The following is an 11,723-nucleotide window of genomic DNA, read 5'->3' as shown; positions in this document are numbered from 1 at the left end:
CCCCCCCCCCCCCCCGCGCGCGCGGCTTGCGCTTTTGTGTCTGGGGCGGGGCGGTCCTAATTTGTTGGTGTGGGGGTCGGAGTTGGCGTGGGCGTGGCAACCGTGAGAGGATCCCTTGAGGAAGAGCCACAGGCCACCACTAGCCCGGCCAGTGCGGCGGCCAACACTGAGGAAACAAGGGAAACACGCCAACTGGTTGGGAAGTTGCGGTCAGACATTCTCAAATCTCCAGCGAAGGATCAGCAAGAATTGGGGTAGCGGTTGCAGTCTTGGTTCGGCGCCGGCCAGCTCAGGGGAACTAACGGGTATTATTCCCCAACCCTGGCCGAGAAGGAAGAGGATCCACCGCTCTGGGCCTAGTCTTGGCTCATAAGGTAGGTAATGGCGCGGTTTTGCTGCTCAACCACCTGGCGCAGCTCGGCAATGCTGGCCCGCAGCTCAGCGATGGACTCCCTAGTTTGGGCAATGGCTGCAAAAACTTGCCCAATCGCCTCTGTGTTTTGGGCGGTGGCTGCAAAAAGACGCTCGATGGCTTCTGTGTTCTGGACAGTAACTGTGGAAACACGCCCAATGGCCTCTGCGTTCTGACCAATGGCTGCAAAAACTTGCCCAATGGCCTCTGTGTTCTGGGCGGTGGCTGCGAAAAGACGCTCGATGGCTTCTGTATTCCGGGCAGTGGCCTGGGCAGTGGCCAGGGTCTGCTGGGCCAGGACTTCCAAGATGGCCTCCACCCGCTCCAACCGCTCCGACATGGGGTTTCTCGGCAGCTTAGGATCCCATTCTATTAGCACCCCCGCCAGCTTGGTACTGCCGCGGCAAACCATTGTACGTAGCAGCGAGCCCAGGACTGGAAAAAAAGGGAGAGACCCAGGCCTCTCCCTTAGCTGAGCTAACACAAAGATAAGATCAGTTATCTTCGACTGCTCTCCTGGCAGCACCAAAGGTATTGCCACTACCAGTAGCGTATTGGGCAGTCAATTCAGAGGAAGCACGAAAAGACCTGATACCTATTGTATTAGGGTTGGTGATCTGGAACTGGTTGTTAGCAATTTGCTGCGGAGTTGAACCAAGAACATTCAGAATTTCAACAACGAACTTGCCGTCTCTGTTGTAACCCCTGAAAACGTTCCCTGTCAAGATTATCGAGCCACTGTTGGCGTTACTGCTCACGGCGCGACTGATATCATCAGGAGCATCACTCGGATCAGCAGGATCGTCAAGACTAGCAGCATTGTCAGGTGCACCCAAGTCAATGGTGCTGTTCTGGACGACCAGGGCACCACCCCTATGATTGACAGCAAACGCTCCGACTTTAGTACTGCCTATCCGATTAAGGACGCTGCCTATGATGGTAACGCCGTTAGTACCGGCATCTACAACGCTTGGAGTTATTGCTCCAGGGATTCTAGAGTTACCGCGATCGGCCTCGAAGTCAACTTTACTGTTAATAATCTGAGCACCCGCAGCGGTAGCCTCAATGCATACGCCAGGACCGTCGGGTGTTCCATCATTGTCGAGATCACCTGCACTAATTTTACAACTGAAAGTCACACCATCAAGCTTTCCAGCCAATTTGATAATGGCTGTTTGTGCTGCATTCGCATTCGCTACAACTGTGGAGTTCTTGAGGATTCCTTTAACAATAAGCTGGTCACCCTTATTGGTAGCAGCATTAAAATCGTTACGAAGTGTGATGGTCGAATCTGTAACAGTAGCTCCAGTAGCTACCGTTACCTGCTCAACGGCACCACCGCTATCTTCAACGACCAGCTTGCTCGCCTTGCCTTTAATGATTAAGTCAAAGCCATTGAGTTTAATCGTGATGTCGTTCACCGTGACTGCTGAGCCGATGCTAAAGTTTCCTAATAGTTTCACACTTGCCAACCCACCGGCTGCGTTTGGCTCCGGTTGAATTGTGATTGTCCCGTTGTTGACAGCATTAACTTCAGTGACTGTCCCGGGCAGGTTCTCAGTGCCAACACCAACAACTTTGAGGATAACTGGCAGGTTTGGCGTAGCCTGCTGCAAGGTCTTGGCAGCCGTGAAGGCAGCTGCAAAGTTGGCAGGCGAAAGGGGACTGGATCCATCTCCTGTTGCCCCCGGCTCCACAAAGATAGTCTTGGGAGCCACGGGTGGTCCTGCCGTAATGGTGGCCTTCACCGTCTTGCTGGCGATAGTAGTCGGGTAGTTGGTGGCCGTCGTGGTAGCAGCTCGCTCAATAGTGATGGTGGCCTCACCAACACCCACCCCTGTTACGGTTATCACCTGAGGCGCCGTGTTCCCCTCGGGGAAGGTCAGAGTTGGCAGGTTAACCGTCGCCACCGTTGGATTGTTGGATACCACACTGACCACTAGGTTGCCATTGAGCGGGGGCTGCGTAGGGGCTACTGAGAAGGTTACCGTCGAGCCCACCTGGGCAGAAACCTCTGTTGGCTTAACCACCAGTCCTGCCTCCAGTGGGGGCTCCACCTTCACCGGCACGGTGACCGGCGGCACTCCCACGTAGTTGGTGGCTTCACTGGTACCCGCAACTGTAACTACAATGCTGGCCGTGCCAGTAGCCACACCTGAAACAGTTACCTGCTGAGCACTGGTGCTGCCCACCGGGAAGGTCAAGGTAGAAGAGCCGGCAATGGAGGCGATGGTGGAATCCGTGCTCACCACGCTCAGCACCAGCTTGCCACCCGCTGGGGCTACATTGGGCTTGATGTCCAAGGTAGCCGTAGAAAGAGCCGGAAGGGTTAAGCTGCTGGGAGTAACTACAATAGAAGGAGTAGGCGTCGGCGTGGGCGTGGGCGTCGGGGTCGGTGTTGCTGGAGTCGTGAAGAAGGTATCCAACTGAGTTTGAGTAACCTTCACCTCGGGAAGCTTCAGGGTGCCGGACAAAAAGCCGTTAACCTTGTCCGCAGGCGCCCCCGCGCCCAACGTGGCTACGGCAAACAGCACCGCCGCATCTTTGCAGTCAACCGTGCCGTCGCCCGTGAAGTCAGAGATAGCGGGCTTCAGCGGGTCACCTAGCCCAGTGACATCACTGTCCTGAATCGGCCCTGCTTTAAGCGTTTTGTTGACAAAATCTACGATCTTGGTTGTGTCGCTAGTGTTGAGAGTGCAGGCGGCAAAAAGGACTGCTGCGTCCGTAATTTTGACGGAAGTCTTCGTCCCCTCGTAGTAGAAGGAGACACCCTCAGCCGTAGCCGCTTCAGGAGCCTGGACAGAGATGCTCGAGGGAACCTGCGTAACAGTGGGTGCATCGGCAGAGCAAGCGGCTACCACCCCGGTTAGAGAAGAGGCCAGCGCCAAGGAAGCCAGCGTGGAACGCAAGCTGTGCTTGAGGTTACGGTTAGACATCGTCGTTGAATCTCCCAGAAAAAGACTCTACAACCGGTTGAAGCCTTGGCCAGCGCAGCCCAACTCACTCCAGGTGAACTCACGAAGCCTAGCTGTCAATAAGCTTACCCAGACAGCGGCCAAAAATACAACAGGAAAACTTCTGGACAGAGAGATGCGCAAGCCAGGCGAGCTGGAGAAAGCGACCTGCCACCACCAAGCAACTCCGTCAGCCCAATAGCAGCAGGCCGCCGTTGCCAGACTAGACAAGAGCTAGTTCACCGAAATGGCAGGCCCGAAGTTGAAGTAGGTGGTGCTGCCAGGGTTAGTGGTGTTGTCAAAGGTGCTAATGGTAGTACCGCCAACCGTAATCGGCCCAGGTGAAGGAATGGCGGGAGTCACCCGAATCTGGCCACCAAAGGGGATGGTGAATGGCTCTGGGAAGGTAGCCACGTCTCTAGACACGGAGGTGGAAGTGGCAATAACGGGGGAACCTCCGGCTCCTGTCACCGTTACTGTAGCACCAGCAGGCAGGCCTGGGATAGTGATCGTCACACCGGCAGGCGGAGGCGGAGGAGCTGGCGGCGCGCCTCCAGGCTGGAACTGCAGACTGGCCCCTGGGCCGAAGCCCACTGCCGAGCAGAGGGCATCCGACACCACGCCAAAGACAGTAGAGGTGAAAGGAGCTAGTTGCTGCGGTTGCTGCGGGCTATCCACGAAGTTCAGAAGGTTGCCCGGGGCTCCCGCCAAGCTTTCTTGGCGACCGCACACGGCAAAGCCAGGAATAGGCGTGGGCGTGATGGTGTTGTTGAAGAAGGCCTTGAGAATGGTGCCTTCTCCGCCCAGATCCCCCGCCGCGGTTGGCGTGAGGTTAAGACCAGGACGAGCGTAGACGGCCAAAGTGCCCTGCGGCGGCAGGTTGAAGGTGTTGCCCGTCACCGAAGCCGTGGCAAAAGGAGCCAGCGTTCCCGGTGCCTGAGTCTGGCGATCCACAATGGCCGCAATGAAGAACGGGCTGTCAATCGCAGGCTCAAAGCGGTTCTCGCGAATGGTTACCGTGTTGGGCTCAGCCGACACCACATGTACGCCAGCAACGGTGAAGCCGCGCAACAGGTTCCTGTAAACCTCCGCCTGCGAGAAGTCGCAGACTTGCACAGAGACGTAGGCATCTGACTGAGTGGGCCGCGTGAAATCGTTGAAGGAGACTTCCACGTTGCGGGTGGTGAGGTTGGATAGGTCACACTCGCCAATGGCTACTTGGTAAGGTGTAGCCGGCCCACCAGCGTCCGGATCTGGGGAAATGCCAGTAATCCGGAAGCCGTTGCCCTCCGTTCCGCCCAACGTGGCATCAGCGGCCAGGATCTTGACTGACTGCACTATGCTCGTGCCATCAACGGAGTTCAAGGTCAAGCCAGGCCTGTCGGCAGGCAGAACAATCTCGCCCTCAGCCACAAAGGATCCAGGACCAGCCGTTACTGTCTGGTTAGGACCTGCTGCCTCAGCAATGGCGCGGGTAATGGAGAGGTAAATGTTGCTGGTGTTGCTGTTAAACACCAAGCCCGTGTTTCTAGCAACGATGTCACGGCGCTCCACGGCATTGAGGCCGCTGCCTCGCTCGTCGCGAATGGCGTAGACGTTAGCCGTTGGGGTTCTGGGAGTAATGGTGTTGCCAGCAAAGGCCACCAAGCTCAGCCCTGTAACGGCAGGCTCAATGAAAATAGCCGCCGAGCCCGCACCCACATCCTGCGGCACAAAGTTAATCAACTGAGTTCGCACGCCATCGGGAGCTGCGGCGTAGCCCAAGAAGATGTTGTTGGTCTCCACCCGCAGGTTGATGCCTGCGTTGTCGCCGGCAATGCGAATACCCGCTGAGTTAGCTGCGCCAGCCACAAAGAGGTTGGAGCGGGTTACTGTCAGGTTCTTAGAGGTGACGCCAGCAGCAGCTGAGCCAAAGCCAATGGCTACCCCACGGGAAGCTGGAGGGGTTCCTGTGGGGAAGAGAACGATGTCAACGCCCGTAACAGTAACTTCTGTGGCCTCCTCAGCGTTAATGCCGTACTCAATCGGTGCCAGGGAGCGGGTGTTGAGAATGCTGAAGTTCTCCAGAACAACGCCACTGGCATTGCTAGTGACCTGAACAGGAGCGCCGCTCTCTGCACCCACCACAATAGCATCGCCCACCAAGCCAGTGGCACCGCGCACCGTAACGTTGCTGCGGTTGATCACGATGTTCTGGCGATAGACCCCTGGCTCCAGGACAAGCGTGAGAGGCTGGGTGGGATCAGAAGTGGCGATAATCCGGTTAATGTCGGTTTCGGGCGTAACTCTAACTGTTCCTGCTGGCGGGGTTGGCGTGGGAGTCGGCGTAGGAGTTGGTGCTGGGGGAGGCGGGGGCGGCGGTGGCGGAGGCACCGGCACAGTTGGGCTAGTACTGCTTTCACCGCAGCCCGTTAGAATCACGGGCAAGAGCACCACGGCAGACGCCAAGGTCAGAGAACCAAGTGACTTCAGCAGCCACCTCTGCATTGTTCCGTTCATTTTTCTCCTCTTAACCAAAAAAGTAGGGTTCGGCTGAACACTTCCCTTACCTTACCCGATCACCTGACCTGAAGCAACTCAAGGCCTCAGGCTCGACGGTCGGGTGGGAGACGCATACACGCCTGTTCGGCGCTTGCTCTAGCTACTCCGTAAATCATACCGTCAGATCTGCCCAACTTGGCAAGTCTTGCCCTTTTTTTCTGGGATCCCTGAGGGCCTGGCCAAGGCCGAGCCCTGCCCCCACAGAGTGGCCCTGCCGAAGGAAGGCTCTGGAGGGGCGGGTGATTCCTTTGTAAAAAATCCGAAGATCTGCCTACTTCCTTACCAAATAGTGCTTGATCCGGGGCAGAAGGGTGGCAGGATGAGGAGTGGACGTTTTTTCTGGAGACCCAAGCAGGATGGCTGTCTACAAAGTTCGGTTGATCAACGAAGAGCGGGGCCTGGACGTCACCATCGATGTGCCGGACGACGAGTACATTCTGGACGTGGCGGAGGAACAAGGGATCGACCTGCCCTACTCCTGCCGCGCCGGAGCCTGCTCGACCTGTGCTGGCAAGCTGGTGAGCGGCACCGTGGATCAAAGCGATCAATCCTTCCTGGATGACGACCAGATTGCCCAGGGCTATGTGCTGACCTGCGTAGCTTACCCTACCTCTGACTGCACCATCATCACCCACCAAGAAGAAGCCCTTTACTGAACTGATCGAGCTTGAGTTTCCGTCCCTACCCTTGGCCCCTCTTCCTAAGGAAGGGGGGTTTTGCTTTGAGCAGCCCCTCTCCCAGAGCGAGAGGTTTAGGGCGGTATGATTTCTGTAGCACCGCAACACCTGCTAGCCATGACACCTGAGCAGGAGCAGTGGCTAATCCGTGCCGTCCAAGAGTTGCAAGCTGCCCAGCAAAACCAGCAGGTTTTGATTCAAGAGCTGCGGGAAGGTCAGGCGATGCTGGCGCAGTTTTTCCGGGAGGCCCTCGACCGGTTTGACGAACGCACTCGCGCCATTGAACGCCGCACTGAGGCTTTGGAGCGCCGCACAGAAGCGTTGGAGCGCCGCACTGACGAGATGGCGAAAGAGATGAGAGAGATGCGGCAAGAGATTCGGGATCTGCGCCGCGACTTTTTGGAACGGCGCTAGCCCAAGCGACCTCTAGCCCCTCTTCCTAAGGGGTTTTATTTTGGAAGGCTAGGATGGCAACAGAGAAGTTATGGCTCTGGTCATGGGATCCGTTTCCGCACCCCCAACAGCTCGCCTGAGCTTGGCGGAATACCTTGCTTATTCAGATGGCAGCGACACCCGCTATGAGCTGGTGGCGGGGGAGTTGGTTCCTATGGCCCTTCCAACCGGACGGCATGTGCAGATTCAAAAGTTTCTCAGCCAGGTTTTCGAGGCAGAGATTGCGCGGCAGCAGTTGCCCTGGACAACAATCCAGGGCGGCCTAGGGATCCAGTCGCCGCGGGGCAACCGCTGGGATACGGTGCGGATCCCGGATGTGGTGGTGCTGCCTTTGCAGCAGTGGCAGGAGATGGGATCCCGAGAGGCGTTGATTCGTCTAGAAGACCCGCCGCCGCTATTGGTGGTGGAGGTGGTGAGCGAGTCCAGCCGGGCAGCAGACTACCGGGCCAAGCGGGCGGAGTACTGCGTCTTGGGGATTGGTGAGTACTGGATTGTGGACCCTTTGGAAGAGAAAGTAAGCCTGCTGCTGCTCTATGAAGGCTGGTACGACCTGCTGGAGCTAAAGGGATCCGAGCGGGTGCCCTCAAAGGTTTTTGTAGAGCTAGAGTTGCAGGCGGGGGAGATCTTGGCTGCCGATTCAGGTTATCCTAGTAAAGGCACGGGGAGTTAGCTCAGTTGGTAGAGCGCTGCGATCGCACCGCAGAGGTCAGGGATTCGAGTTCCCTACTCTCCATTTCCCTTGCCCCTAGTCTCTCTCCCAAAAAGAGGGGGGAGTTGGGGTACGGGGATTTTTTGTTCTGTAGCGCCGCTAGCGATGACACCTGAGCAAGAGCAGTGGTTGATCCGCGCCATCCAGGAACTGCAAGCTTCCCAGCAAGAGCTGAAAGCTGCTCAGCAAGAGATGCGCCTCGTCCAACAAAATCAGCAGCTTCTCATTCAAGAGCTGCGTGAGGGGCAGGCGATGCTGGCGCAGTTTTTCCGCGAGGCCCTGGATCGCTTTGACGAGCGCACCCGGGCTATTGAGCGCCGCACTGAAGCCCTGGAACGCCGCACGGAAGCGCTAGAGCGCCGCACTGACGAGATGGCGAAAGAGATGAGAGAGATGCGGCAAGAGATTCGGGATCTGCGCCGCGACTTTTTGGAACGGCGGTAGCCCAAGCCCTCCAATTGGCATTTGCCCTTCCTTGCAAGTTGGTCTATGTCTGTCATCCGCACCCTCCACCGCCAGTTGGTAGCCAAAGAGCGCTCTGCCGAGGAGATTGCCCGCGAATACCTAGATCGCCTGCACCAACTGGAGCCGCAGCTTAAGAGCTTCATTACCGTCACGGAGGAGCTGGCCCTGCAGCAGGCTAGAGCCGTGGACGCCCGCATCCGCGCCGGGGAGGAGATCGGCCCTTTGGCCGGGATCCCCTTGGCTGTCAAGGACAACCTCTGTACCCAAGGGATCCCCACCACCTGCGCTTCCAGGATCCTGGAGGGGTTCATTCCACCCTACGAGTCGACGGTGACGGCGCGGCTGGCAGCAGCCGGCATGGTGATGGTGGGCAAGACCAATCTGGACGAGTTTGCCATGGGCAGCTCCACGGAAAACTCGGCCTTTCAGCGCACGGCCAACCCCTGGGATCTGACGCGGGTACCGGGGGGATCCTCGGGGGGGTCGGCAGCAGCGGTGGCGGCAGGCCAAGCGGTGGTGGCCTTGGGATCCGATACGGGGGGATCGATCCGCCAGCCGGCAGCTTTTTGTGGCGTGGTCGGCCTCAAGCCTACCTATGGGCTAGTCTCCCGCTATGGGCTAGTGGCCTTTGCCTCGTCTCTGGATCAGGTGGGGCCCTTTGGGCGCACGGTGGAGGATGTGGCCCTGCTGCTGCAGGGGATTGCTGGCCACGACCCTCTGGACTCCACTAGCCTTAGGGTGGAGATCCCGGACTATAGCCAGGCCCTGATCCCCGAGATCAAAGGCTTCAAGATTGGAGTCATCCGCGACCTGCTGGGAGAAGGGTGTGGGGAAGAGACCCGCGCTGCCGTGCAAGCAGCCATCCAACACCTAGAGGAGCTGGGGGCCGAGATCCTGGAGATCGACTGTCCCAGCTTTCGCTATGGCCTGGCCACCTATTACATCATTGCCCCTTCGGAAGCTTCTTCCAATCTGGCCCGCTACGACGGAGTCAAGTACGGCCTGCGGGAGCCTGCCGACTCCCTCTTGGCTATGTATGGCAAGACGCGCGCCCGTGGCTTTGGGCCGGAGGTGAAGCGGCGCATTATGCTTGGCACCTATGCCCTCTCAGCCGGCTACTACGACGCCTATTACCTAAAAGCTCAAAAGGTGCGCACCCTAATCAAGCAGGATTTCCTCAAGGCTTTTGAGAAGGTGGACGTATTGGTCAGCCCCACCACCCCCACGCCAGCCTTCAAAGCGGGGGAGCGGGCGGATCCTTTGAGCATGTACCTGTGCGACCTGATGACAATCCCCGTCAATTTGGCGGGCTTGCCAGCGCTAAGCTTGCCCTGTGGCTTTGCCGACGGCCTGCCCATTGGCCTGCAGATCATCGGCAACGTCTTGCAAGAGAGCAAGGTGCTGCGGGTGGCCTATGCCTACGAGCAGAGCACTGACTGGCACAAGCGCCGCCCCCCGCTACCGCAGCCCTCGGTTGAAGAGGCGAGGGGATCCAAGGCCAAACACCAGTCCGGCAGAATTTAGGCCCTGCCCATCTGGTGAGTTGCCGAGAAGCGCTCCATAAAGCGCAGGAAGCGCTCCCACTCGGCTTCGGTTTCCATGTCGTAGACTACCTCCAGGGCTTTGAATTCCCCGTTGAGGAACTTGGCCGTGATGTTGCGGGTAGTTAGCTCCCCCTCTTCGTCAATCATCCGCATGCCGAGGATGTTTTGCGTATCTGTCTTCAACTCCTCGAAGCGAAAAATGGCAGATCCCCGGCTGCCAGTTTTGGATTTCAGCAGCCGTACCTGGGTGGGTACTTCCTCGATGCCGGGAGAAAACTCAATTCTGGCCATGGCTTCCTAGAGTTACGATTCAAGCATTATAGCTGGCAAAAGGCCCGCAACTCTTGAGCAGCCAGCTGCTCTAGGTAATGGCTGGCCTGGCGCTGGGCTGCGGCCACATCCGGGATCCAGTCACAGAGAGCGCCTACCCGGATGGGGGGAGACTCGACTGCCAAGTCGGTGCGGGCGGCGGGGGAGGCCTGGCCACAGAGAATCAAGAGAGGCTTCTGGGCTGCCCTAGCCTGCTGCAGCACCACCCCTACCACTTTGCCCATGGTGCTCTGTTCGTCAAAGCGGCCCTCGCCGGTGACCACGAGATCAGAGCGACGGATGTGCTCCGCCAGGTTCAACTGCTGAGCCAAAAGCTGGATCCCGGACTCCAGGGTGGCCCCCAAAAAGGCCACTAGCCCTGCTCCTAACCCACCGGCAGCGCCAGCACCAGGGATCCCCTCCACCGCTCGACCCAGGTCGCGCTTGACCACTTCAGCCCAGCGCTGCAGCGCTTGCTCTAATTGCTGCACCTGCCGGGGGGTGGCTCCCTTCTGGGGGGCAAAGACGGCGGCTGCCCCCAGCGGGCCGGTGAGGGGATTTTGCACGTCGCAGAGGCCGCGGATGCGCTTGCCCTGCCAGACCGGCTGCTCAGGCGACTCGATGCGCGCCAGCCGGGATAGCTCTCCCCCGCCCCAGGCCAGGGGATCCCCCGCTTCATCCAAGAGGCGATAGCCCAAGGCCTGGGCCATGCCTGCTCCTGCATCCACGGTGGCAGATCCCCCCAGCCCTATCCAGATCTCGGCAACGGGCTCCCGACAGGCAACCCGCACCAACTCCCCCAAGCCGTAGGTGGTGGTGCGGGTAGGATCCCGCCGCTCGGGGGGTAGCAAGGTCAGGCCCGCCACCTGGGCTATTTCCAGCAGCGCCCGCTTCCCTGCCACCCCGTACTCGGCCCAGACGGGATCCCCTAGGGGGCCAGTAACCCATAGGCCTTTCTTCTCGCCTCCTAGCGCCGCTAGCCATACCTCCAGCGTGCCCTCTCCCCCATCGGCTAAGGGGAGCAGCTCCACCTCTGCCTCGGGCAAGACCTGGCGGAGGCCCCGGGAAATGCTCTCTGCGGCGGCCTTAGCCGTCAGGGATCCCTTGAAGCTATCCGGGCAGACTAAAATTCGCCGCAGCGGGCGGCTGAGCTGGGATGCCTTGAATGTCCTTAGTGGCACCAGAGGGTGGACTGAGCTGCAGGCCGACAAAGCCTAGCCCCCGGCTACTGAGCGCTTTCGCCTTCTGCTGGCGAAGGTTGATCCGCGCTGGAGGCCTGGGAGGCGTCGATGGCAGCGGGTGAGTTGCCCAAAGACTGCTCCAGGGCCAGGCGCTGCTCCATCACCCGCAGAAAATAGCCCCCCATCATCGCTCCAGAGAGCATCTTTGCCAAACTTTCACGGTTGGTAACGATTTGAACGCCAAATTGGTCGGACGGCAGACTGCCCAGCAGGCTGCGGATGTTATAGCCCAAGATCTCTAGCACTTCTGGAGAAGAATTGCGGGCAATATCCTGAAAAACGCTGGGATCCTGCGCCTGCAGGTATTGCCAGAGCCGGTTGTTGGGGCTAGGCGTCGGCACAGCCTCAAAGCCAGGAATGAAGTTGATTGGGCTGGACATGGAGTTACCAAGCTCCCCAAACACAGCAACTAAAGCCC

11 protein-coding genes and 1 tRNA gene are annotated in these 11,723 nt (G+C 58.7%); 6 read left to right on the top strand and 6 right to left on the bottom strand.

Annotated features, from left to right (window positions below):
* Positions 1–356: 356 nt before the first annotated feature.
* The 3 genes from NW833_RS08345 to NW833_RS08335 form a co-directional block, all read right to left on the bottom strand.
* Complete coding sequence (locus NW833_RS08345) at positions 357–752, bottom strand: hypothetical protein (protein ID WP_414412159.1); 396 nt, start codon at positions 750–752, stop codon at positions 357–359.
* A gap of 154 nt (positions 753–906) precedes the next feature.
* Positions 907–3,348, bottom strand: a complete 2,442-nt coding sequence (locus NW833_RS08340; RefSeq protein ID WP_414412158.1) for a hypothetical protein — start codon at positions 3,346–3,348, stop codon at positions 907–909.
* A gap of 252 nt (positions 3,349–3,600) precedes the next feature.
* The gene (locus NW833_RS08335) at positions 3,601–5,814 is read right to left on the bottom strand and encodes a hypothetical protein (protein ID WP_414412157.1); all 2,214 of its coding nucleotides are present in this window, start codon (positions 5,812–5,814) and stop codon (positions 3,601–3,603) included.
* A gap of 449 nt (positions 5,815–6,263) precedes the next feature.
* Here NW833_RS08335 and NW833_RS08330 point away from each other — a divergent pair, with 449 nt between their 5' ends.
* The 6 genes from NW833_RS08330 (at position 6,264) to gatA (ending at position 9,735) form a co-directional block, all read left to right on the top strand.
* A complete protein-coding gene (locus NW833_RS08330; protein WP_414395897.1) occupies positions 6,264–6,563 on the top strand; it encodes a ferredoxin in 300 nt (99 codons plus the stop codon).
* 138 nt (positions 6,564–6,701) lie between these two features.
* The gene (locus NW833_RS08325; RefSeq protein WP_414412162.1) at positions 6,702–6,998 is read left to right on the top strand and encodes a hypothetical protein; all 297 of its coding nucleotides are present in this window, start codon (positions 6,702–6,704) and stop codon (positions 6,996–6,998) included.
* A 70-nt stretch (positions 6,999–7,068) separates the two neighbouring features.
* On the top strand, positions 7,069–7,707 hold the full coding sequence (locus NW833_RS08320) for a Uma2 family endonuclease (protein WP_414412156.1): 639 nt from the start codon (positions 7,069–7,071) through the stop codon (positions 7,705–7,707).
* Positions 7,698–7,770 (top strand) — tRNA-Ala (locus NW833_RS08315). Before NW833_RS08320 ends, NW833_RS08315 begins: the two co-directional genes overlap by 10 nt.
* Before the next feature lie 81 nt (positions 7,771–7,851).
* Positions 7,852–8,190, top strand: a complete 339-nt coding sequence (locus NW833_RS08310; protein ID WP_414395900.1) for a hypothetical protein — start codon at positions 7,852–7,854, stop codon at positions 8,188–8,190.
* A 45-nt stretch (positions 8,191–8,235) separates the two neighbouring features.
* Positions 8,236–9,735: an Asp-tRNA(Asn)/Glu-tRNA(Gln) amidotransferase subunit GatA gene (gatA, locus tag NW833_RS08305; RefSeq protein WP_414412155.1), complete on the top strand. Its 1,500-nt coding sequence runs from the start codon at positions 8,236–8,238 to the stop codon at positions 9,733–9,735.
* Here the strand turns inward: gatA and psb28 are convergent.
* Genes psb28 through NW833_RS08290 form a run of 3 tightly spaced genes read right to left on the bottom strand, consistent with a single transcriptional unit; the run spans position 9,732 to position 11,685 of the window.
* Positions 9,732–10,046 carry a photosystem II reaction center protein Psb28 gene (gene psb28 / locus NW833_RS08300; protein ID WP_414395904.1) on the bottom strand — a complete coding sequence of 105 codons (315 nt, stop codon included), beginning with the start codon at positions 10,044–10,046 and terminating at the stop codon, positions 9,732–9,734. The genes gatA and psb28 overlap by 4 nt on opposite strands.
* Positions 10,047–10,072: 26 nt before the next feature.
* The gene (locus NW833_RS08295) at positions 10,073–11,245 is read right to left on the bottom strand and encodes a glycerate kinase (RefSeq protein ID WP_414412154.1); all 1,173 of its coding nucleotides are present in this window, start codon (positions 11,243–11,245) and stop codon (positions 10,073–10,075) included.
* 44 nt (positions 11,246–11,289) lie between these two features.
* Complete coding sequence (locus NW833_RS08290; RefSeq protein ID WP_414395907.1) at positions 11,290–11,685, bottom strand: DUF760 domain-containing protein; 396 nt, start codon at positions 11,683–11,685, stop codon at positions 11,290–11,292.
* Positions 11,686–11,723 lie beyond the last annotated feature (38 nt).

It is taken from the genome of Synechococcus sp. O70.1, assembly GCF_047462215.1.
Lineage (GTDB): Bacteria > Cyanobacteriota > Cyanobacteriia > Thermostichales > Thermostichaceae > Thermostichus.
The sequence above is the reverse complement of the archived record's forward strand: the minus strand, read 5'-3'. Positions and strand labels throughout refer to the sequence as shown.